General features: G+C 38.4%; 17 protein-coding genes and 1 pseudogene. 13 read left to right on the top strand and 5 right to left on the bottom strand.

Annotated elements, in window-relative coordinates; translation table 11 throughout:
• The first annotated feature begins 29 nt into the window (after positions 1–29).
• From mnmE to BN200_RS02980, 5 genes and pseudogenes are all read left to right on the top strand, one after another.
• On the top strand, positions 30–1,337 hold the full coding sequence (gene mnmE / locus BN200_RS02960) for a tRNA uridine-5-carboxymethylaminomethyl(34) synthesis GTPase MnmE (RefSeq protein WP_019220955.1): 1,308 nt from the start codon (positions 30–32) through the stop codon (positions 1,335–1,337).
• 108 nt (positions 1,338–1,445) lie between these two features.
• Positions 1,446–3,314: a tRNA uridine-5-carboxymethylaminomethyl(34) synthesis enzyme MnmG gene (gene mnmG, locus BN200_RS02965; RefSeq protein WP_019220956.1), complete on the top strand. Its 1,869-nt coding sequence runs from the start codon at positions 1,446–1,448 to the stop codon at positions 3,312–3,314.
• Positions 3,314–3,960, top strand: a pseudogene (gene rsmG, locus BN200_RS02970) (16S rRNA (guanine(527)-N(7))-methyltransferase RsmG). Before mnmG ends, rsmG begins: the two are co-directional and overlap by 1 nt.
• 6 nt (positions 3,961–3,966) lie before the next feature.
• Complete coding sequence (locus BN200_RS02975; protein ID WP_019220958.1) at positions 3,967–4,764, top strand: ParA family protein; 798 nt, start codon at positions 3,967–3,969, stop codon at positions 4,762–4,764.
• A gap of 36 nt (positions 4,765–4,800) precedes the next feature.
• Positions 4,801–5,706 (top strand): ParB/RepB/Spo0J family partition protein, encoded by a 906-nt coding sequence (locus tag BN200_RS02980; RefSeq protein ID WP_019220959.1) that lies wholly within the window; start codon positions 4,801–4,803, stop codon positions 5,704–5,706.
• Positions 5,707–6,530: 824 nt separating this feature from the next.
• Here the strand turns inward: BN200_RS02980 and gloB are convergent.
• The 5 genes from gloB to dapF all read right to left on the bottom strand — a co-directional run bounded on the left by gloB (position 6,531) and on the right by dapF (position 11,451).
• Positions 6,531–7,292, bottom strand: a complete 762-nt coding sequence (gene gloB / locus BN200_RS02990) for a hydroxyacylglutathione hydrolase (RefSeq protein ID WP_019220961.1) — start codon at positions 7,290–7,292, stop codon at positions 6,531–6,533.
• 70 nt (positions 7,293–7,362) lie between these two features.
• Entirely contained in the window at positions 7,363–8,052 is a 690-nt protein-coding gene (locus BN200_RS02995) for a septation protein A (protein WP_019220962.1), read from the bottom strand.
• On the bottom strand, positions 8,049–9,302 hold the full coding sequence (gene ftsY, locus BN200_RS03000) for a signal recognition particle-docking protein FtsY (protein ID WP_019220963.1): 1,254 nt from the start codon (positions 9,300–9,302) through the stop codon (positions 8,049–8,051). Before ftsY ends, BN200_RS02995 begins: the two co-directional genes overlap by 4 nt.
• Before the next feature lie 14 nt (positions 9,303–9,316).
• A complete protein-coding gene (gene mtaB / locus BN200_RS03005; RefSeq protein WP_019220964.1) occupies positions 9,317–10,600 on the bottom strand; it encodes a tRNA (N(6)-L-threonylcarbamoyladenosine(37)-C(2))-methylthiotransferase MtaB in 1,284 nt (427 codons plus the stop codon).
• Positions 10,600–11,451, bottom strand: coding sequence for a diaminopimelate epimerase (gene dapF / locus BN200_RS03010; protein WP_019220965.1), 852 nt, complete (start codon positions 11,449–11,451; stop codon positions 10,600–10,602). Before dapF ends, mtaB begins: the two co-directional genes overlap by 1 nt.
• Before the next feature lie 233 nt (positions 11,452–11,684).
• Here dapF and BN200_RS03015 point away from each other — a divergent pair, with 233 nt between their 5' ends.
• From BN200_RS03015 to lpdA, 8 genes are all read left to right on the top strand, one after another.
• Positions 11,685–12,218 carry an AprI/Inh family metalloprotease inhibitor gene (locus BN200_RS03015; RefSeq protein WP_019220966.1) on the top strand — a complete coding sequence of 178 codons (534 nt, stop codon included), beginning with the start codon at positions 11,685–11,687 and terminating at the stop codon, positions 12,216–12,218.
• 80 nt (positions 12,219–12,298) lie between these two features.
• Complete coding sequence (gene zapE / locus BN200_RS03020) at positions 12,299–13,507, top strand: cell division protein ZapE (protein ID WP_019220967.1); 1,209 nt, start codon at positions 12,299–12,301, stop codon at positions 13,505–13,507.
• A 265-nt stretch (positions 13,508–13,772) separates the two neighbouring features.
• Positions 13,773–14,735 carry a malate dehydrogenase gene (gene mdh / locus BN200_RS03025; protein WP_019220968.1) on the top strand — a complete coding sequence of 321 codons (963 nt, stop codon included), beginning with the start codon at positions 13,773–13,775 and terminating at the stop codon, positions 14,733–14,735.
• A 91-nt stretch (positions 14,736–14,826) separates the two neighbouring features.
• Complete coding sequence (gene sucC, locus BN200_RS03030; RefSeq protein ID WP_019220969.1) at positions 14,827–16,023, top strand: ADP-forming succinate--CoA ligase subunit beta; 1,197 nt, start codon at positions 14,827–14,829, stop codon at positions 16,021–16,023.
• 3 nt (positions 16,024–16,026) lie between these two features.
• A complete protein-coding gene (gene sucD / locus BN200_RS03035; RefSeq protein ID WP_019220970.1) occupies positions 16,027–16,929 on the top strand; it encodes a succinate--CoA ligase subunit alpha in 903 nt (300 codons plus the stop codon).
• A 159-nt stretch (positions 16,930–17,088) separates the two neighbouring features.
• Positions 17,089–20,088: a 2-oxoglutarate dehydrogenase E1 component gene (locus BN200_RS03040; RefSeq protein ID WP_019220971.1), complete on the top strand. Its 3,000-nt coding sequence runs from the start codon at positions 17,089–17,091 to the stop codon at positions 20,086–20,088.
• A 30-nt stretch (positions 20,089–20,118) separates the two neighbouring features.
• Entirely contained in the window at positions 20,119–21,342 is a 1,224-nt protein-coding gene (odhB, locus tag BN200_RS03045) for a 2-oxoglutarate dehydrogenase complex dihydrolipoyllysine-residue succinyltransferase (protein WP_019220972.1), read from the top strand.
• Positions 21,343–21,373: 31 nt separating this feature from the next.
• Positions 21,374–22,780, top strand: a complete 1,407-nt coding sequence (lpdA, locus tag BN200_RS03050; protein ID WP_019220973.1) for a dihydrolipoyl dehydrogenase — start codon at positions 21,374–21,376, stop codon at positions 22,778–22,780.
• Positions 22,781–22,945: the final 165 nt, after the last annotated feature.

Genomic DNA, 22,945 nt, shown 5'->3' on the forward strand with positions numbered 1-22,945 from the left:
CGTTAAGTCTTTCGATTAGGATAAATCCTGTGGATACAATCTTTGCTGTTTCGAGTGGATTGTTGCCTTCAGGGGTTGCTGTCATTCGGCTTTCTGGTCCTCATGTTGTGCATGTTGTTAAAACGCTTTGTGGTTGTTTACCTAAAGCGCGGTTTATGCATTATGGAAATCTTACAGCTCGTGATGGTAGTTTTTTAGATTCTGCTTTAACTGTTTTTTTTCCTGCTCCTCATAGTTTTACAGGAGAAGATTGTGCGGAATTTCATTTGCATGGAGGAAAAGCAGTTGTTAATCGTTTTCTTGATGAATTATCTACATTTTCTGGATGTCGTATGGCTGAGGCGGGTGAGTTTTCACGCCGTGCTTTTATGGAAGGAAAATTAGATCTTGTTCAAGCAGAAGGTCTTGCTGATTTAATAGAGGCTGAAACAGAGAGTCAGCGGCGTTTAGCGATTATGGGTACGAGTGGGCGTTTAACAGTGCTTTATCGTGATTGGCGCCATAAACTTATGAAGGCTCGTGCTTTTATTGAAGCGGAACTTGATTTTGCTGATGAGGCTGATATTCCCAATTCAATATCTGATAAAGTTTGGAAAAATGTTGAAGATCTTTGCATTTCTCTTCGGCAACATATTGTTGAAGGCGAGCGTGCGAGTATTTTACGTGATGGATTAAAAGTTGTTATTGCGGGTGCTCCAAATTCTGGAAAATCAAGTATTATGAATCGCTTGGCTGGAAAATCTGTTGCTATTGTGACAGAAGAAGCAGGAACAACTCGTGATGCTTTGGAAGTAAGACTTGTTTTAGGTGGTTTACCAGTTTTTTTAACAGATACTGCTGGTTTTAGGCAAACAGATAACAAAATTGAACAGTTAGGAATAGAAGTTGCAAAGCAGCATGTTAGAGAAGCTGATTTGGTCATTTTGGTTTATGATATGCAAAATCCTAGGGAAGTTTGTTTACCAGAAACATCGGCTGAAATATGGCGAGTAGGCAATAAACTTGATCTTTATGAAGAGAATAAAAAGCCGTGGTTAATACAATTTTCGGCATTAACAGGTTTAAATTTTGATTATTTTATCAAGGAAGTTGAATCGTTTTGTTTGCGTCGTATTTCTGAAGTTGGAAATCTTGTACCAGCACGTAAGAGGCAACTTCAATTATTAAAGGAGGCTGTTAAAGAGATTGAAGCTTCTGTGAATTATGATTCTCTTGATCTTAGTTTACGTGCAGAGCATCTTCGTCGTGCCAGTGATTTTCTTGGAAAAATTACTGGAGATATAGATGTTGAGGATTTGCTTGATATTATTTTTTCAGAGTTTTGTATTGGTAAATAATGATTCACGTGAAACATTGATTATTTCATAGACAGATTAGCAATATTATGTATTTTATAGATCCTGTTTCACGTGAAACTTGAGAGCAATTTTTACGGAATGAGTTCAATGCGATTCTATGATGTTGTTGTTATTGGAGGGGGGCATGCTGGGTGTGAAGCTGCTTGTGCTTCAGCACGTGTTGGAGCACGGACAGCTCTTGTTACACAAAAAATAGCAGCATTGGGAACAATGTCGTGTAATCCGGCCATTGGAGGGCTTGGGAAAGGGCATCTGGTTCGTGAAATAGATGCTTTGGATGGTCTTATGGGACGAGCAGCAGATGCGGCTGGAATTCAATTTAGACTTCTTAATCGACGGAAAGGACCAGCAGTAAGAGGTCCACGCACACAAGCTGATCGACAACTCTATAAAGAGGCAATTCAAAAGCTTTTGAAACAACAGGATAACCTCATTCTCATTGAAGATGAAGTTATTGATCTGATTGTTAAAGATAATTGTGTTTCAGGTGTTGTTCTAAAAAAACAAGAAAAACTTCTTTCCGGTGCTGTCGTTTTAACAACAGGTACTTTTTTAAATGGCCTTATTCATATTGGTGATAAAATATGGACTGCTGGACGTATGGGAGAGCAGTCAAGTGTACAACTTGCTGAACATTTAAAAAGTTATGATATAAATCTTGGTCGATTAAAAACAGGAACTCCTGCTCGTCTCAGCAAAAAAACAATCCGTTGGGAATCTCTTCCTAAACAGCAGGCTGATGAAGATCCAGTGCCTTTTTCTCTTTTGACAGAAAAAATTGAGCAGCCTCAAATTGAATGTGCTATAACACGTACAAATACACAAACACATCAGATTATTCGTGAAAATATTCATCGTTCTGCTCTATATTCTGGAAATATTGAAGGATTAGGACCACGTTATTGCCCTTCAATTGAAGATAAGATTGTTAAATTTGGAGAACGTGATGGACATCAGATTTTTCTGGAACCAGAAGGATTAAATGATGATACTATTTATCCAAATGGTCTTTCTACTTCTCTTCCTGAAGATGCGCAAATTTCTTTATTGAGAACAATTGAAGGGTTGGAAAATGTTACAATTTTACAACCTGGTTATGCTATTGAATATGATTTTGTTAATCCACAACAGTTAACTAAAACTTTAGAATTACGTTCTTTATCTGGATTATTTTTAGCTGGCCAAATTAATGGGACAACAGGATATGAGGAAGCTGCAGCACAAGGTCTTTTGGCTGGATTAAATGCTGCACGTAAGGTAGGTGGATTAGATGAAGTCTTTATAAGTCGTTCTGTAGCTTATATTGGGGTTATGATTGATGATTTAGTCTCGCGTGGGGTTTGTGAACCTTATAGAATGTTTACATCACGTGCTGAATTTCGTCTATCTCTACGCTCTGATAATGCAGATGCTCGTTTAACACCTTTAGCACAACAATTGGGTATTGTGAGTAAGGTACGTTGGGACTGTTATCAGCAAAAACAGCAACGTCTTAATCAAGCGCGATCACTATGCCAAGAGCTTTTTCTAACACCTAATCAAGCATCTGCTCATGGATTACATGTAAATCATGATGGGATTCGGCGTTCAGCTTATGATCTTCTTGCTTACCCTCACATGAGTATAAAGCGCCTTTCAACTGTTTGGCCACAGTTACAATCCCTTGATTCTAAAACTGTTGAATCTCTAGAAATTGAGGCACAATATGCCGTTTATTTGGAAAAACAAGCACAGGATATTTTTGCTCTTCAACGAGATGAGCGTTTAGAAATTCCTTCTTCTCTTGATATTCAGGCAATTTCTGGTCTTTCTAATGAACTCAAAACAAAGATTCAAGAAATATCACCCCGTTCAATTGCTGATGCGCAAAAAATTGATGGTATGACACCAGCAGCATTATCACTTATTATCACTTATATTCAACGTCAAAAACGTGAAAAGGCTAAATTAGCTTAATGGATATTTCTGCAGAACAAAAATATCAAGCACTGTTAAAGATAGTTCCTTCTGTTTCACGTGAAACGATGCAGAATTTAATACAGTTTGAATCTTTGATAATGCAATGGAATAAGCATATTAATTTAATATCCGCTTCAACGATACCTCTTCTGTGGACACGTCATATTTTGGATTCAGCACAAATCTATCCTTTACATAGTGATTTTCACCATTGGTGTGATCTTGGATCAGGTGGTGGTTTTCCCGCAATTGTTATTGCTATTTTTTTAAAAGAAAAAAAATAGGGCATATTGATCTCGTTGAAAGTAACGGAAAAAAAGTCGCTTTTTTACGAACAGTTATTGCTCAACTCGATCTTCCTGCGACAGTTTATCACCACAGAATTGAGGATATTAAACAAAAAATAGGGAATCCAGAGGTTATAACAGCACGCGGATTAGCTTGCCTAGATGATCTTTTAAGGCTTATTTTTCCTTTATTCACACAAAAAACTATCGCTCTTTTGCAAAAAGGTCGGGATTACTCTATAGAAATAAAAAATGCCTCTGCCAATTGGCGGTTTGATCTGCTAAAACATAAGAGTAAAATTGATGAAAGTTCTGTTATTTTAGAAATTTCTCATCTTCGATCATGTAGAGGGTAAAGCAAAATGAGCGAAACACGGATTATCGCTATTGCAAACCAAAAAGGTGGCGTCGGAAAAACAACCACAGCAATTAATCTTGCAACAGCTTTAGCAGCCATTGGAGAAAATGTTCTCATTATGGATATTGATCCACAAGGTAATGCAAGTACAGGACTGGGAATTGATCGTAATAGCCGTCCTTTATCGTCTTATGATGTTATGATTTCAGGAATCTCAGTGACAGAAGCAGCTTTAAAAACAGCTGTGCCTAATCTCTCTATTGTACCTTCTACGCTTGATCTTTTAGGTGTAGAAATGGAAATTGCTTCTTCACAAGATCGTATTCAACGATTGCGTAAAGCTCTTTATGATGATCCAAAAATGGCTAAAAAATTCAGTTATATTTTGATTGATTGTCCGCCGTCTCTAAATCTTCTTACTCTCAATGCTATGGGGGCTGCAGATTCTGTTTTAGTACCTATGCAATGCGAATTTTTAGCGCTGGAAGGTTTAAGTCAATTGCTTGAAACAGTAAAGCAAGTGCAATCCGCTCTTAATCCCTCTCTAGAAATTCAAGGTATTGTTCTTACTATGTATGATGGACGGAATAATCTTTCCAATCAGGTGGTTGAAGATGTCCGCTCTTTTATGGGAGATAAGGTTTATCGTACCATTATTCCACGCAATGTTCGTGTATCTGAAGCCCCCTCCTTCGGTAAACCAGTTTTGCTTTATGATCTCAAATGCGCTGGTAGCCAAGCTTATTTGCGTTTGGCTTCGGAAGTGATACAACGAGAAAAACAAGCAAAAGCTGCTGCTTAGAAATATAAAAATTATAAAAAAATAAAGAGCAAAATTATGAATGATGATCAATCAAAAAAAAGACTGGGACGTGGATTGGCAGCATTGATTGGCGATATCAATTTAAACAACAATCTTGCACGTTCACCAAATACTGAAAAAACTTCAGAAACGAGTATAATTTCTAAATTTTCTGAACGTCTTGTTCCACTTGAATCAATCTCATGTAATCCACATAATCCACGACGTCATTTTACAGAAGCAGAACTTGATAATTTGGCGCAATCAATTCGACAGCATGGTGTTGTTCAGCCTGTTATCGTAAGACCTTCACGCGATCATCCAAATCGGTTTGAATTGATTGCTGGTGAACGGCGGTGGCGTGCTGCACAGCGCGTTCATTTAAGTCAATTGCCCGTTATTGTTCGTGATGTGGATGATAAAACGGCTTTAGAATTGGCAATAATTGAAAATGTTCAACGTGCCGATCTTAATCCTATTGAAGAAGCAATGGGCTATGAACTTTTGCTGAATGAGCATGGTTATACGCAAGCAGATTTAGCACAAGTAATTGGAAAAAGCCGAAGTCATGTGGCAAATACACTTCGTTTGTTAAAATTGCCATCAAAAGTACAACAATTTTTAACTGATGGACAACTTTCTGCTGGTCATGCACGTTGTCTTATAACTGTTGATAATCCATTAGAATTAGCAGAGAAAATTATTCGTGAAGGTCTCTCAGTACGCCAAACAGAAATACTTGCGTATGAACAAGCAAATCCGAAGGTCAAAAAACGCACCTCTGTAGAAAAAGATGCAGAAACAAAGTCTTTGGAAAAATTGCTTGCAGATGTGATTGGAATGAAAGTTATCATTCGGCATGGTAAAAAAGGTGGTGATTTAAAAATACATTACTCTTCATTAGAACAATTAGATGATATTTGTCGGCGTTTGCAAAGCTAGTTAATTGTTCAGAATAGAAAGGTTTTTTTAATAATCTTTTCTTAAAAATTTGATTATTCTATGCGTATATTTCTTAGCAAATTTATATTGCTTGAAGGTAAAATGTTCTGTTCATGAGGAGAAGTTTTTTCATTTATAGGCACATTTAATGTTGCTTTAAATGTTAATTGACCAACAACAAAGTCTTTAATGATAATATTATTTTCTCTTAAAATATTTATAAGTCTTAGTTTATGAGAAATATAAGAGATATATCTTTCAATATTATCATCATAAGTGGTAGGATCATTTTTGGTTTTAGATGTTTCTAACTCTAAAAATAAATTTTTACACTCTTTTTTCAGAATTGATAAAATTCTTAAAATGATTTTCTAAAAGCTACCTAAAAGAGTGTCTATTTTATAAAAATGTTTTGAAATATGATGTTTCCTTAGATGAGAGTTTCTTTTCTGGTGTAAAGGTAAGAAGCATTGATATTTCTATAAATGTTAAGATGTTAAAAAAAATCTTAGGTCAAGATTATTTTTCTAAATTAAGCAATAAATTTTGGTTTGTTAGAAATATAGGCAGTATAGTTTTCAATATTAGAGTGAATAGTAGAATCATAATTGATAAAATTATTTTTTGTATTGGCTGTTTTTGACTCTATAGACAAATTTTTGCATTTTTTCCCAGTTCTCTCTAACTTTAAAAAAGAAAAGCTTCTTTTCAGGGGTAATTTACAACGAGAGGCTATATAGGAGAATGATTATCTATTTCCTTTTTTGTTTCTTGAGTAATATGCAAAGGAGAAAAGGAAAAAATACCATGAAAATTAAAATAGGTTAAAAATTATCTTTTCTTTTGCGAATTTCAGCAAAAACTTCTTCATCTGTTTCTTTTTCCATCGCAAGGTTCTTTCGCAAAGTCTTATCATCCCAGCGAAGGAAAGGATTGGTAATTTTTTCTTGTCCTAAGGTGACAGGTAATGTCATGGCGTTTTTTGCACGCAACAAAAAAACATCTTCTACCCTTTGGTGAAGTTTTTGATTGTAGGGATCAAGTGTCAATGCAAAAAGAGCGTTGTTTTTGGTATATTCATGACCACAATAAAGCAGCGTTTCATCGGGTAATTGACGAAGCTTTTTTAAAGAGTTTAGCATTTGTGCTGGTGTTCCTTCAAAAAGACGACCACAACCGAGGGAAAAAAGTGTGTCTCCGGCGAAAAGTAATTTTTTTTCAGGAAAATAGTAGGATAATGCTCCTCGTGTATGACCAGGTGTTGAAAGCGCTAAAATTGTGTATGTACCAAATAAGAAACTTTCATCAGGTTGAAGTGTTTGGTCAAGATGATGAATTTTTTCTTTTTCTGCTTCTGGTCCAATAACGATGGCTTTGTAAATCTGCTTTAATTCTTCTAACGCTTCCACATGGTCATGGTGATGATGCGTTACAAAAATAGCCTGAAGCGTCCAGTCACGGCGTTTTAGAGCATTTTGAATTGCATTGCTTTCAGGTGCGTCAATTGCTGCTGTGTAACCACTTCTTTCATCATGAATAAGTACACCAAAATTATCTTCTCGACAAATAAACTGCTCAATTAACACTCATTCTCTCCGCAAATAGTGGGCAGTGATAAATCTATAAAAGAATTTTGTGTCGATAAATGCACTTTGTTTAAGAATTAGTTTTATCCTCTTCTTTAAAAAGATCTTTTGAATGTTTTATTATAATAGGCATTTGTGTTAACATGAAGAGAATTGTTATAGGCATAATACCAAAGACTTTAAAATTAGTCCAAAAATTATCGCTAAAATTGCGCCAGATTACTTCATTCAAAACGGCAAGGAAGATGAAAAAAAACGCCCAGCGATAAGTAAGTTTATGCCATCCTAAATCATCAAGTTTAAAAGTAGAATCAAAAACATAACGCAAGAGTGGTTTTTTAAAAAACAGACCACCAAACAGAATAACAGCGAATAAAATATTAATGATTGTTGGTTTCATTTTAATAAAAGTATCATTATGAAGCCAAAGAGTTAAAGATCCAAAAACGAGAACAAATATCCCTGAGATAAGGGGCATAATGGGAATTTTTCGCGCAATGACCCAAGACAAGCCTAGAGCAATAACAATTGCTATCATGAAAATAGCTGTGGCCGGAAAAAGAGGTTTATTAAATCTTTTAAAAATTTCAATATTATTTATCAGCCATTCGCCTTTATAATTGGCAAGAAAAAAAACAACCAAAGGCCCCATTTCCAGAAAAAACTTAAGTGTTGGTGAAAGAGAGGTTTTCTGATTACTATTGGTGTTTTTTGAATCGTGATTATTATGTGAATTATGCTCAAAAAAAGGTTTTTTCATGAGTGTTTTCCTGCAAGAGTTTTGGCAAAGTCAGAGGCTGAAAAAGGTTGGAGATCCTCAATATTCTCCCCTATACCTATAAAATAAACGGGTAATTTATATTTTGCTGCGATGGCAACAAGAATTCCTCCTCGTGCAGTACCATCGAGTTTTGTCATGACTAATCCATTTACACCAGCAATATCGCGAAAAATGTTGACTTGATTGAGTGCATTTTGCCCCGTGGTTGCATCAAGAGTTTGAAGTATTGTGTGCGGTGCTTGAGAGTTATGTTTGCCTAAAACACGAATAATTTTTGCCAATTCATCCATCAGTTCGGTTTTATTTTGTAAACGTCCCGCTGTATCAATGATTAAGATATCACTGTTTGTTTGTTTTGCTTTTTCATAAGCATCGAACGCTAAACTGGCTGCATCTGCACCTAATTTTGTTGAAATAACAGGAGAGCTTGTGCGTTCACCCCAAATATGCAATTGCTCAATGGCAGCAGCACGAAATGTATCACCAGCGGCAAGCATAACTCTTAGCCCTCCTTTAGTGAGTTTTGCTGCAAGTTTTCCAATTGTTGTTGTTTTTCCTGTACCATTTACACCCACCACTAAAATAACATGAGGCTTATGATTAAGATCAAGTTCCAGAGGAATTGCAACAGGTTTTAGCACTTTTTCGATTTCATTTGCTACGATGTTGTGAACCTCATCTGGAGATAGATTTTTTTCGTAACGACTAGAAGCTAGGGTATCGATGATGCGTGTAGCAGTTTCCACACCAAGATCTGCTTGAATAAGAATGTCTTCCAGTTCTTGTAATTTACCTTTATCAAGCTTTTCTTTAACAAAAATTTCGCCAATAGACTCGCTTAAACGCTGCGAGGAAAGAGCTAATCCTTTTTTAAGGCGTCCAAACCACGCTCTCTTTTCCTGTTCAACAGAGGATATAGGCAAAATTTCTTCAATTTTTTTTTCACTGATTATATTTGTGACAATTATTTTGCCAGAATGGTGTTCTTCGTTGGAAGATGGTTCAAAAGACTGAGTCTTTTCGTCATATTTCGCAGATGCTGTATTTTGATTTTCTGTTTGTTTCTTTGTTTTTTTATCTATAGAGGATAGACTCTGCTCTGTGGTTTTTTCAGTTTTGTCTTTATTTTCCTCTTCTCTATCGATTTCATAAAGAGCGGAAACTTGTTCTGTTTTCTGTTCTTTCGACTTGTTGAAAGAAAATATTTTTTTGATAAAGGGCTTTGTCATAGAGAGTTCCCTTCTTAGGCTGCATTTAGTTTTGGGAGGACAGCAATCAATTTATCGCTATCATGGCCAACAATAAGAGCTTGAATAATTGTTCCAGCTTTGGCACCTTCAATTTTTGCCAAAGTATAATCTTCTGTTCGTCCAATGCCGTCTTTTTCAACGAGAATTTTTTGTTGACTATTTTGTAAGTGAATCAGATGTTTTTGATATGCTTTTTCACCTTCTCTACGCAACTTTTCCGCACGTAGCTTGACTATTTTACGATTGATTTGCGGCATACGTGCAGCAGGTGTTCCTTCTCTTGGACTAAAAGGAAAGACATGAAGATGTGTTAAATGACAATCATTCACTAAAGAAAGACTATTTTGGAACATTTCTTCTGTTTCAGTAGGAAAACCAGCAATTAAATCAGCGCCATATACCATTGTAGGGCGTTTGGCTCGCAATTCTTGGCAAAATTGAATTGCATGCTCGCGCAAATGCCTGCGTTTCATTCTCTTTAGAATCATATTGTCGCCTGCTTGCAAGGAGAGATGTAAATGTGGCATGATTCTTTTTTCATAGGCTAAAAGAGTGATAAGTTCTTCGTCTGCTTCAATGGAATCAATTGATGAAAGGCGTAATCGGGGCAAGTCAGGAGCATGATGCAAAATGGCTGAGGTTAATTTTCCTAGAGTCGCTTTTCCGGGAAGGTCGTGACCATAACTTGTAAGATCAACACCTGTCAGAACCACTTCTTGAATACCATTGTCTATAAGTTGTTTAATTTGTTCAATAACAGCTCCCATAGGAACTGAACGGGATGGCCCTCGCCCGTAAGGGATAATGCAAAATGTACAGCGATGATCGCATCCATTTTGTACCTGCACAAAAGCGCGGGTACGTTCTTCCATCGCACTCACCATATGTGGAGCAATTTTTTCTACTTCCATGATGTTATTGATACGCAACTTTTCAGAGTGGTTGATACCAAAATCAGGGAGTTGACGATAGGAATGCGCATGGAGTTTATCTTCATTTCCTAAAACAAGATCAACTTCTGTCATAGAGGCAAAATTTTGTGCTTCTGTTTGTGCGGCGCATCCTGTAACAATAATGCGTGCATGAGGGTTCTCACGTCTTGCCTTGCGGATAGCTTGTTTTGCTTGTCGAACGGCTTCAGCCGTGACAGCACAGGTATTAAAAATGATAGCACCGTCTTTAAGCTGATCTAGCCCTGAAGACTTACTTTCTTTGCGTATAATTTCCGATTCATAGCTGTTTAGTCGACAACCAAATGTTACGATTTCTATCGCCATCAAAAATGATCCTTTTTGTAGCTCCCTGTTAAAGGGTTAAGAAAACCACTAAATGCATATTTGATTGGGCCTGTCATAATAACATGATCATCTTCTCGATAAAAAATATTCAGTGTCCCCCCTGGTAAGTTCACATCAACATGGCGTTCTGTAAGTCCACGTCGATAAGCTGCTACCGCACTCGCACAAGCAGCACTCCCACATGCTTGTGTTAATCCAGCCCCTCGCTCCCATGTGCGTAAATTGAGACTTTTTTGTGACGTTACATAAGTAATGGAAATATTACATCGTTCCGGAAAAAGGGGGTCATGTTCAAGTTTGGGTCCATATTTTTCTAAGGGAATATGTTGAATATCACTCTCAACAAAAAAGATAGCATGGAGATTGCCAATGGATACAAGACAAGCATCTTTTAAGGGACCAGCGGTAAGTTCTACGTGATTGATATCAACTATTTCACGTGAAACAGGCATCTCTTTTGCATTAAAATTTGGGCATCCCATATCAACAGAGATGAGGTTATCAGTTTGGCGTTGACCTTCAATAATTCCAGCAGGTGTCTCCAATCGAAAAGTCTCACCAAGATTGTGGTCGGTAAGCCATGCTATGACACAACGGGTACCGTTACCACAGGCTTTAGCCTTTGAACCATCAGCGTTCCATATTTCAATGCGAAAGTCAGCTTCTTTTTTTGTTGGTGGGTGAAGTGCCATAATTTGATCAAAACGTGTTTGGGAATCTGCTGCTAAGGAGAGAATTGCTTGTGGTGTAAAAGCATGTGTGCTTTCACGCATATCCACGACAATGATTTGATTGCCAAGACCATCCATTTTGCTAAATGGCGTTTTCATGAAATTTCTCTATTTTCCCTGATTAATCATAAAGAATATATGATTAAGAATCTTATGAATTTCCAGTGTTTAATGCAATATAAAATAAATAGAAAAAATATTATTGTTTAAAATAAGCAATTTTTGCCCTATTCTTTTTAATTTATTAATTTATCTTTGTAAAATGCCTTATAAAAACTGTTTACCCATTTCTTTGAGTAAACCTATTTGTTGTCATGGGAAAGAGCAGAGATATGACATTTTCAAAAAAAACATTTTTAATTGTAATATCAATGATAACACTCTTAACGGGTTGTTCAACATCGCGGTTTGAGAATAATGATGGAGGTGGTCCATTAGAGGTTTTTTACCCTGTTCAGTCAATATCAGTCCCTCAAACAATGTCTGATCTCTCAACATCTCAGACAGCAGATGCTTCATCGTATGAGAAAGAGGATTCTCAAAGTGATGGACGAATGGCTAATCTCGAAATGCCAGAAAATGCTGTTGATTTGTTTCCTGCGAGTATTTCTGGGGTGTGGAATCTTTCTATAGGTGGTAAAGTTTGCCGAATTGCAACGCCACAAACAAAATTTGGACAAGGATATCGCGCTGGCCCTTTACATTGTCCAGGAATCGTTTCTCAGGTAAATTCTTGGACTGTTAAAGGAAAAAGATTATATTTTTATAATAAGTCAGGACGTATTGTTGTTACCCTTTATTCTTCCAATGTTGATCGTTTTGAGGGACGTACAATTGATAATTATCCCGTTGTTTTAAGCCGTTAGATCATCTTTAGCCGTTTATAAAAAAAGATCTGTGAGAAAATTTTGTATTTTAGTGACAACAGTTACAAAAGGTTGTTTGGATGATTTTGGTCTCAACACGCTATCAAGAGCTAGTGTCTAAAGGAGAAATCAGTTTTGATCCAGCTCAATTGGCTTTAACAGGGCATTTTGATCATTTATTACAAAATATTGCGGAACAAAACATTTCTCGCCCTTGGTGGGCGTTCTGGCATTTTTTAAAGAGAAAAAAACAAAACTCTATTGCAAAACAGGGGTGTGCTAATGATTTCTTCCAAGGATTGTATATTTATGGTGAAGTAGGACGAGGCAAAACCATGCTGATGGATTTGTTCTTTTCTTGTTTGTCACAGAAACGTAAAAAGCGTGCCCATTTTAATGATTTTATGAACGATGTGCACGAACGCATTAATATTTATCGTCAAGCGTCAAAAAATGCAAAAGTTGGACAAAAAAGCCCTATTTTAGCCGTTGCTGAAGATCTTGCACAAGAAGCACATATCCTTTGTTTTGATGAATTTAGCGTAACAGATATTGCTGATGCTATGGTGCTTGGGCGCCTTATATCTGCTTTATTTGATAAAGGAATTTTCTTTGTTGCAACTTCAAATGTTGCTCCCGATAATCTTTACTATAACGGTTTAAATCGAGAGCTGTTTTTGCCTTTTATTGAAGCTTTGAAAGCACATGTTCGTGTTATCAATCTTGATGCAAAAATGGATTATCGTCTTGAAAAATCAAATCTGCAACAGGTGTATATAATGCCGCTGGGATTGGAAGCAAATCAACGTATGAATCAGGCGTGGAGGTTGGTTCTGCAAGGGCAAAAGGAAACATCTGATGAATTCTCCATAAGAGGGCGCGTTATTCATATTCCGCGCTCTGGTGCGGGGTGTGCACGCTTTGATTATCAAGATTTATGTACAAAACCTTTGGCGGCAGCTGAGTATTTAGCGTTAGGAGAACGGTATCATACGATTTTTATCGATAATGTGCCGGTGATGGATGATACATGTCGTAATGAAGCAAAACGGTTTATTTTGCTTATTGATGTTCTTTATGAACGTCATATAAGATTGTTTATGTCGGCGGCAGCAGGATTTGATAAGTTATATAAAGGGCATGCGCGGACCTCTGAAACATTTGAATTCCAGAGAACACAGTCACGTCTTTTCGAGATGCAAAGCCAAGATTATTTAAAAATTTGGGCAGAACGTTTTCTTTTGAAGGAGAGTAACTTAATTAATACTTTACCTTTACCTAAACTGTAAAAACAATAACTCTTTGAATTTAAAAGAAGTGTAATAATTCTGTTGTATTTTTTTTAAATTCACTTTATCGATACACCATTATAGCTTTTTCTGTGGAGGGCTTTTTTCTATGAGGAGAAGCAGGAGAGAAAGTTGATGAATTTGAAGTCTTTCTCTTTTTGATTTTGATGATAGTGTTGAAAAGATGGCTAAAGTTAAAGAAAATATTTTAGTATATCGGCACTGGTGATTATACGCTGAATTATCTAATGTTAGGAAAAATGAAATGGCACGAAAGAAAATAGCACTTATTGGTTCAGGTATGATTGGGGGCACTTTAGCACACATAATTGGGCTTAAAGAACTTGCTGATGTCGTCTTGTTTGATATTGCAGAAGGCATACCACAGGGTAAAGCTCTTGATATCGCGGAATCCTCGCCAGTTGACGGTTTTGATGTCAGTTTAACTGGTACTCATTCTTATGAGGCAATTGAAGGTGCCGATGTTGTTATTGTAACAGCAGGTGTCGCACGAAAACCTGGTATGAGCCGTGATGACCTTTTGGGTATTAATTTAAAGGTGATGGAACAGGTTGGTGAGGGGATTAAAAAATACGCATCTTCAGCATTCGTTATTTGTATTACCAACCCTCTTGATGCAATGGTCTGGGCTTTGCAAAAATTTTCAGGTCTTCCAACCCAAAAAGTGGTTGGGATGGCTGGTGTTCTCGATTCTGCACGTTTTCGTTATTTCTTGTCTGAGGAGTTTAAGGTCTCTGTTAAAGATGTGACAGCGTTCGTTTTAGGAGGACACGGTGATTCAATGGTGCCTTTGGTACGTTATTCAACAGTCGGTGGTATTTCTCTACCCGATCTTGTGAAAATGGGTTGGACAACACAAGAAAGAATTGATCAAATTATTCAACGGACTCGTGATGGTGGTGCAGAAATTGTTAGTTTGTTAAAAACCGGCTCTGCTTTTTATGCACCAGCAGCTTCTGCTGTCTCTATGGCTGAAGCCTATTTGAAAGACACCAAGCGTGTTGTTCCTGTTGCAGCCTATCTTTCAGGGCAATATGGGGTCAAAGATACCTATGTTGGTGTTCCTGTTGTCATTGGTGCAGGGGGTGTTGAACGGGTGATAGAGATTGATCTTGATGAAGAAGAAAAAAGTGCTTTTGAAAAATCAGTGAGTGCGGTGCAAAAACTTTGTGAAGCTTGTATCGCTGTTGCACCCGGACTCAAATAACTCAAGTGAGACTCTGTTCATTAAAACAGTAAAAATATTATGACGATTCAAAGATTAATGTAAGTGATCCATAAAAGAAAAGGACAAGCGAATGAATATCCATGAATATCAGGCCAAACGTCTGCTTCATGAATATGGAGCACCAATTGCAAATGGTGTTGCTGTTTATTCTGTAGAGCAAGCTGAAAAATGGGCAAAAAAATTGCCTGGGCCACTCTATGTGGTTAAAAGTCAGATTCACGCTGGTGGTCGTGGTAAAGGGAAGTTTAAAGAACTCGATCCTGATGCAAAAGGTGGTGTTCGACTTGCAAAATCTGTTGAAGAAGTCGTTGCAAATGTGAAAGAGATGCTTGGTAAGACTTTGGTCACTAAGCAAACCGGACCAGAGGGTAAGCAAGTTAATCGCCTTTATCTTGAAGATGGTGCTGATATCGAGCGGGAACTTTATCTTTCACTTTTGGTTGATCGTAGTGTTGGTCGAGTGGCTTTTGTTGTTTCAACAGAAGGAGGAATGGATATTGAAACAGTGGCTGAAGAAACACCAGAAAAAATATTCACTCTGCCCATTGACTCTACCCAAGGTATTAGTTCTGCTGATTGTGCAAGACTTTGTGATGCATTGAATTTACACGATAGTGCACGAGAAGATGGAGAAAAGCTTTTTCCAATTCTTTATAAAGCGTTTTGTGAAAAAGATATGAGCCTTCTTGAAATCAATCCGCTTATCGTGATGAAAAATGGTCGTTTGCGTGTTCTTGATGCAAAAGTTTCTTTTGATAATAATGCTCTGTTTCGTCACCCAGACATTCTAGAATTGCGTGATACTTCAGAAGAAGATCCAAAGGAAATTGAAGCATCAAAGCATGATCTTGCTTATGTTGCTCTTGAGGGCACAATTGGTTGCATGGTCAATGGTGCAGGTCTTGCTATGGCTACAATGGATATCATTAAGCTTTATGGCGCTGAACCAGCAAATTTCCTTGATGTTGGTGGTGGGGCTTCAAAAGAAAAAGTAACTGCTGCTTTTAAGATTATCACGGCTGATCCAAATGTTAAGGGAATTTTGGTTAATATTTTTGGTGGAATTATGCGTTGTGATGTTATTGCTGAGGGAGTGGTTGCTGCTGTTCGGGAAGTTGGTTTAAAGGTTCCTTTGGTTGTTCGTCTTGAGGGAACAAATGTTGAGCAGGGAAAAGCCATTATTAGTGACAGTGGTTTGAATGTTATTCCTGCTGATGATTTAGATGATGCTGCTCAAAAAATTGTTGCCGCCGTGAAGGGAGCTTAAGCTATGTCAATTCTTGTGAATAAAGATACAAAAGTTCTCGTTCAAGGGCTTACAGGGAAAACAGGAACTTTTCATACAGAACAAGCGCTTGCTTATCATGGTACGCAGATGGTTGGTGGTGTTCATCCTAAAAAGGGTGGTGAAACATGGGAAGGTTCAAAAGGTGAAGCTCTTCCTATTTTTGCCAGTGTTGCGGAAGGAAAAGAAAAAACAGGCGCCGATGCTTCGGTTATTTATGTTCCTCCTGCAGGAGCAGCGGCAGCTATTATAGAAGCTATTGAGGCTGAGATCCGTTTAATTATCTGTATTACGGAAGGCATTCCTGTGATGGATATGGTGAAAGTAAAGGCAAGATTAGAAAAATCAAAATCACGTCTCATTGGTCCTAATTGTCCTGGTATTCTCACACCAAATGAGTGTAAAATCGGCATTATGCCTGGTTCTATTTTTAGAAAAGGTTCTGTTGGCGTTGTCTCACGGTCGGGGACTTTGACTTATGAAGCCGTCTTTCAAACCAGTCATGAAGGTCTTGGGCAGACAACAGCTATTGGTATTGGTGGTGATCCTGTTAAGGGCACTGAATTTATTGATGTGTTGGAAATGTTTTTAGCAGATGATGAAACTCAATCTATTGTTATGATTGGTGAGATTGGTGGTGGTGCCGAAGAAGAAGCTGCACAGTTTCTCCAAGATGAGGCAAGAAAAGGTCGTAAAAAGCCGGTGGTTGGTTTTATTGCTGGTCGTACAGCGCCTCCAGGACGTACAATGGGGCATGCCGGTGCTGTTATTTCTGGTGGAAAAGGTGGGGCAGAAGATAAAATCGCAGCAATGGAAGCAGCAGGGATTAGAGTCTCTCCTTCACCCTCACAGATAGGAAAGACCTTGATGTCGGTTTTGAAGGGGTAAAATTAAGACTTCATCTGAATAAAAAGACATTTTCAGATGAAGCGTTGAAGATGAGGAAGGTGAAACTTTTTTAAATTTTCTGACCCTCATTTGCTTTATAAGCATTTAAAGGTTGCAAAAAAAATATAAGGAGACGGAATCAATGTTCCGGAGAGATAGATGGCAAGGCAGGACGAAATAAATAGTCTTTTTGCACAAACGTCGTTTCTGTATGGTGGAAATGCCGATTATATAGATCAACTTTATGCCGAATATGAAAAAGATCCCACCAGTGTAGATTCTCAGTGGCGTGTTTTTTTTGAAAACCTTCAGGATAAAAAAGAAGATGTTCTCAAAAATGCTGAAGGTGCAACGTGGCAACGTGATCATTGGCCATTAAAGGCAAGTGATGAGCTGGTTTCTGCTCTCGATGGTGATTGGTCTGTTGTTGAAAAGCATGTTGGTGATAAATTAAAAGAAAAAGCAGCAACCGCTGCTGTGCAAAAAGGAAAAACCTCTAGCGAACAAGATATTATTCGAGCAACGCGTGATTCTGTTCATGCGCTTATGATGATTCGCGCCTTTCGAGCGCGGGGGCATCTTCGTGCAAGGCTTGATCCTCTTCAATTAGCAGAAAAGATTGAAGATTACAAAGAACTTTCTCCAGAAGCTTATGGTTTTACTCCTGCTGATTATGAGCGTCCAATTTTTATTGATAATGTTTTAGGATTGGAATACGCAACAATTCCACAGATGCTGGAAATCCTCAATCGTACCTATTGTTCAACAATTGGTATAGAGTATATGCATATTTCTGATCCTGTTCAAAAAGCATGGCTTCAAGAGCGTATTGAAGGACCAAATAATCACATTGCCTTTACACAAAAAGGTAAGAAAGAGATCCTTCATAAGCTTATTGAGGCGGAAGGGTTCGAACAGTTTTTAGATACCAAATATAAAGGAACAAAGCGTTTTGGGCTTGATGGTGGTGAAGCATTGATTCCTGCTCTTGAGGAGATCATTAAATGCGGTAGTTCTTTGGGAGTGCAGGAAGTTGTTTTAGGAATGGCTCATCGTGGTCGTTTAAACGTTCTTTCTCAGGTTCTTGCAAAACCACATCGGGCTATTTTTCATGAATTCAAAGGGGGATCTTATAAGCCCGATGATGTAGAGGGATCAGGTGATGTTAAATATCATTTGGGAACCTCAGCTGATCTTGAATTTGATGGTAAAAAAGTTCATTTGTCGCTTTTGGCTAATCCATCTCATCTTGAAATTGTTGACCCTGTTGTTATTGGAAAGGCGCGCGCTAAACAAGATCAACTTGTTGGCCCTACACGCACTGAGACACTGCCATTAAATAAACGTTCAAAAGTTTTGCCATTGCTTATTCATGGTGATGCTGCTTTCGCAGGACAAGGCGTTATTCAAGAAACTTTTGGTCTTTCTGGACTGAAAGGTTATCGTGTTGCGGGCTCACTGCATGTCATTATCAATAATCAGATTGGTTTTACAACAGATCCACGCTTTTCACGCTCTTCACCTTATCCATCTGATGTCGCAAAAATGATTGATGCGCCGATTTTCCATGTGAATGGTGATGATCCTGAAGCGGTCGTCTTTGTTGCAAAAGTAGCGACAGAGTTTCGTCAGATTTTCCATAAACCGGTGGTGATTGATATGTTCTGTTATCGTCGTTATGGGCACAATGAAGGCGATGAACCTTCCTTTACACAGCCACTTATGTATAAGGCTATTCGTAACCACAAAACGACCCTTCAGCTTTATGGTGATCAGTTGGTAGCAGAAGGGGTGATTACTGCAGAAGAGATTGAACAGCAAAAGAAATTATGGCGCGATAAACTTGAAATTGAGCTTGAAGCAAGTACTTCCTATAAGCCTAATAAAGCTGATTGGCTTGATGGTAGCTGGACAGGGCTTAAAGCTTCCAATAACGTTGATGAGCAACATAGTGGGACGACGGGTGTTGAGTTAAAAACTTTAAAGGAAATTGGTAAAAAACTTGTCGAAATACCAGCAGATTTTAACGTTCATAAAACAATTCAACGTTTTTTGAACAATCGTGCTAAAATTTTCGAAATTGGTGAAGGTGTTGATTGGGCAACGGCTGAAGCTCTAGCTTTTGGTTCACTTTGCTTAGAAGGAGCACCCGTTCGTCTTTCTGGTGAGGATGTTGAACGTGGAACTTTTTCACAACGCCATTCAGTTCTTTACGACCAAGAAAATGAAGCGCGGTATATCCCTTTAAATAATTTGCAGAAAGGACAGGCAATTTATGAAGTGGTTAATTCTATGCTTTCTGAAGAAGCCGTTCTTGGTTTCGAATACGGATATTCTCTTGCTGAACCACGGGGATTAACACTTTGGGAAGCACAATTTGGTGATTTTTCTAATGGTGCACAGGTCATTTTTGACCAATTTATTTCATCTGCGGAGCGCAAGTGGCTTCGTATGTCTGGTCTTGTCTGTTTGTTACCTCATGGCTTTGAAGGACAAGGACCAGAGCATTCTTCAGCACGTTTGGAACGTTTCCTGCAACTGTGTGCGGAAGATAATATGCAGGTTGCTAATTGTACCACTCCTGCAAATTATTTTCATATTTTGCGTCGACAGATTAAGCGTGATTTTCGTAAGCCATTAATTTTGATGACACCAAAATCACTTTTACGTCATAAACGGGCGGTTTCTTTCCTCAATGAAATGGGACCAGAGACACGCTTTCATCGTTTGTTACTTGATGATGCAGAAGTTCTTAAAAATTCTGTGATTCAATTGCAAAAAGATAATAAAATTCGCCGCATTGTTCTTTGTACAGGAAAGGTTTATTACGACCTTTATGAAGAGCGTGAAAAGAGGGGAATTGATGATGTGTATTTGTTGCGCCTTGAACAGCTTTATCCTTTTCCAGCTAAAGCTTTAGTGGACGTGTTGTCTCGCTTCTTACAGGCAGAGGTTATTTGGTGCCAAGAAGAGCCGAAAAACATGGGAGCGTGGTCGTTTATTGAGCCTTATTTAGAATGGGTTTTGACGCATATTAATGCCCAATATTCACGTGCACGCTATGCTGGGCGTCCTGCAAGTGCATCACCAGCCACTGGATTGATGATACAACATGCTGAACAGCTTGCCGCGTTTCTTAAAGACGCGTTAGGTTTTTAACTTAATTACTCTGATGTATGGAAAAATATTATGACTACTGAAATCCGTGTTCCTACTTTGGGCGAATCAGTTACCGAGGCGACAGTTGGTAAGTGGTTTAAAAAGCTTGGTGAAGCTGTGGCTGTGGATGAACCCTTGGTTGAATTAGAGACTGATAAGGTAACGGTTGAAGTTCCTTCACCTGTTGCGGGAAAATTATCTGAAATCATTGCAAAAGAAGGTGATACGGTTGAAGTGAAGGCTCTGTTAGGATTGGTGGAAGCCGGAGCAGCAGCTGGTGTTTCCCAATCATTTTCACCTTCTGCTACGCCTATACCAGAAGCGTCATCTGAACTGAAACAGTCTTCTTCCAGTGGTGTGGCGCCAAGAGATGCAATGTCACCGTCTCCTTCAGCAGCAAAATTGATGGCTGAAAATAATATTGCAAAAAGCGATATTGCAGGTTCTGGAAAACGCGGACAAATTCTTAAAGAGGATGTTCTTGGTGTCTTAGAACAAGGAACAAAAATATCACCTGCTCTTGCTGCTTCTTCTTCAGCTGCTCCTGTTCAGGAAATGCATGAGGAGCGGGTTCGTATGACAAAGTTGCGTCAAACAATTGCGCGTCGTCTTAAAGATGCACAAAATACAGCAGCAATGTTAACCACATTCAATGAGGTTGATATGTCTGCTGTGATGGATTTGCGCAAGCGTTATAAAGATCTTTTTGAAAAGAAACATGGTGTTAAACTCGGCTTTATGGGATTTTTTACCAAGGCTGTTTGTCATGCCTTAAAAGAGCTGCCTGCTGTTAATGCAGAAATTGATGGAACAGATATTGTTTACAAAAATTATGTCAATGCTGGTATTGCTGTTGGAACGGATAAAGGACTTGTCGTTCCCGTTGTGCGTCATGCAGATCAGATGTCGTTGGCAGAGATTGAAAAGGAAATTGGTCGTTTGGGGCGTCTTGCTCGTGATGGAAAATTAGCGGTTTCTGATATGCAAGGTGGAACTTTTACCATTACCAATGGGGGGGTTTATGGCTCGTTAATGTCAACGCCGATTTTGAATGCACCACAGTCAGGTATCCTGGGAATGCATGCGATTAAAGAACGAGCAATGGTTGTTGACGGGCAAATAGTTATTCGTCCTATGATGTATCTGGCGCTTTCTTATGATCACCGTATTGTAGATGGGCAAGAGGCTGTGACTTTCCTTGTGCGTGTTAAGGAAAGTTTAGAAGATCCGGAACGCCTGGTTCTTGACTTGTAAAATGCAGTTCTCTGGATGAAAGGAAAAGCGGATGTCTTATGATGTGGTTGTGATCGGAGCAGGTCCAGGTGGTTATGTGGCAGCAATCAAAGCAGCACAGTTGGGACTTAAAACGGCGATTATTGAAAAACGTACAACACTAGGTGGTGCATGTCTCAATGTTGGTTGTATCCCTTCTAAAGCCTTATTGCATGCTTCAGAAGTTTTTGCTGAAACGCAACATGGTTTTGAAACACTTGGTATTTCTATTGGAAAATCTAAGCTTAATCTTGAGCAAATGATGGCGCATAAAAAAGCTGTTGTCACTGCAAATACGAGTGGTGTTTCTTTTTTGATGAAAAAGAATAAAATTGATAGTTTTTTTGGTACAGCCAAAATTTTAAGCGCAGGTCAAATTGAAATTGTTGCAAGGGATGGTAACAAACAAACGATTGAAACAAAAAATATTATTATCGCTACGGGTTCAGAGAGTTCAGGCATTCCGGGTGTGAATGTTGAAATGGATGAAAAGGTTATTGTATCCTCTACAGGAGCGCTTGCTCTTGAAAAAGTTCCAACGCGTATGATTGTTGTGGGTGCTGGTGTTATTGGGTCAGAACTTGGTTCGGTTTGGAGCCGTTTAGGGGCTAAAGTTACCATTATTGAATATCTTAATAAAGTTTTAGGATCAATGGACGGTGAAGTCTCACGGCAATTCCAAAAAATAATGGAAAAACAAGGAATTGAATATAAGACTGGTGCAAAAGTAACAGCGATTACACAATCTGGTTCAGTTGCTCAGGTAAGTTTTGAAGCGGTCAAAGGTGGTGTTTCTGAAACTTTAGAGGCTGATGTTGTGCTTATTGCTACTGGACGTTCTCCATACACGGAAGGACTTGGCTTGAGCGAGGTTGGTGTTCAGTTGGATGAACGGGGGTTTATTGCCGTCGATGCGCACTGGAAGACGAATATTCCAGGAATTTATGCGATTGGTGATGTGGTTAAAGGACCAATGTTGGCACATAAGGCAGAGGAAGAAGGTGTTGCTGTAGCAGAAATTTTGGCAGGTCAAAAAGGGCATGTGAATTTTGATGTCATTCCTAGTGTTGTTTATACACAGCCGGAGATTGCTAGTGTAGGCAAGACAGAGGAAGAGCTTAAAGCTGCCGGTGTTGATTATAACGTTGGAAAATTTCCTTTTATGGCCAATGGTCGTGCGCGTGCCATGCAAAAGAGTGAGGGATTTGTTAAAATTCTTGCTGATAAAAAGACAGATCGGGTTTTGGGCGGACATATTTTGGGGTTTGGTGCTGGTGAAATGATCCATGAAATTGCGGTTTTAATGGAATTTGGTGGTTCATCAGAAGATTTGGGACGTTGTTGCCATGCGCATCCTGCCTTATCAGAGGCTGTGCGAGAAGCAGCTTTGGCAACATTTGCTAAACCCCTTCATATCTAGGTTCTGTAAACCTTTATTAAAACTTGAGAGTGAGAGTGGAGAGTTGGTAACGTTCCATTTGTAACGGGCATGTGACTAGGGGCAAGTCCTCTCTCAAGTAAAGGAATTGGCAAAAAAGTTAGCATTTAAGATAAACTTCTGATATTTGCGTGAGGACTAAAAATT

It is taken from the genome of Bartonella senegalensis OS02, from assembly GCF_000312545.1.
Lineage (GTDB): Bacteria > Pseudomonadota > Alphaproteobacteria > Rhizobiales > Rhizobiaceae > Bartonella > Bartonella senegalensis.

Bases quoted from the DNA above. Each gene is read 5' to 3' on its own strand.
- dapF (WP_019220965.1), bottom strand. From the start codon at position 11,451: ATGAAAACGCCATTTAGCAAAATGGATGGTCTTGGCAATCAAATCATT.
- lpdA (WP_019220973.1), top strand. From the start codon at position 21,374: ATGTCTTATGATGTGGTTGTGATCGGAGCAGGTCCAGGTGGTTATGTG.
- zapE (WP_019220967.1), top strand. From the start codon at position 12,299: ATGATTTTGGTCTCAACACGCTATCAAGAGCTAGTGTCTAAAGGAGAA.
- mtaB (WP_019220964.1), bottom strand. From the start codon at position 10,600: ATGGCGATAGAAATCGTAACATTTGGTTGTCGACTAAACAGCTATGAA.
- BN200_RS02980 (WP_019220959.1), top strand. From the start codon at position 4,801: ATGAATGATGATCAATCAAAAAAAAGACTGGGACGTGGATTGGCAGCA.
- mdh (WP_019220968.1), top strand. From the start codon at position 13,773: ATGGCACGAAAGAAAATAGCACTTATTGGTTCAGGTATGATTGGGGGC.
- BN200_RS03040 (WP_019220971.1), top strand. From the start codon at position 17,089: ATGGCAAGGCAGGACGAAATAAATAGTCTTTTTGCACAAACGTCGTTT.
- mnmG (WP_019220956.1), top strand. From the start codon at position 1,446: ATGCGATTCTATGATGTTGTTGTTATTGGAGGGGGGCATGCTGGGTGT.
- BN200_RS03015 (WP_019220966.1), top strand. From the start codon at position 11,685: ATGACATTTTCAAAAAAAACATTTTTAATTGTAATATCAATGATAACA.
- odhB (WP_019220972.1), top strand. From the start codon at position 20,119: ATGACTACTGAAATCCGTGTTCCTACTTTGGGCGAATCAGTTACCGAG.
- ftsY (WP_019220963.1), bottom strand. From the start codon at position 9,302: ATGACAAAGCCCTTTATCAAAAAAATATTTTCTTTCAACAAGTCGAAA.
- sucD (WP_019220970.1), top strand. From the start codon at position 16,027: ATGTCAATTCTTGTGAATAAAGATACAAAAGTTCTCGTTCAAGGGCTT.
- sucC (WP_019220969.1), top strand. From the start codon at position 14,827: ATGAATATCCATGAATATCAGGCCAAACGTCTGCTTCATGAATATGGA.
- BN200_RS02995 (WP_019220962.1), bottom strand. From the start codon at position 8,052: ATGAAAAAACCTTTTTTTGAGCATAATTCACATAATAATCACGATTCA.
- BN200_RS02975 (WP_019220958.1), top strand. From the start codon at position 3,967: ATGAGCGAAACACGGATTATCGCTATTGCAAACCAAAAAGGTGGCGTC.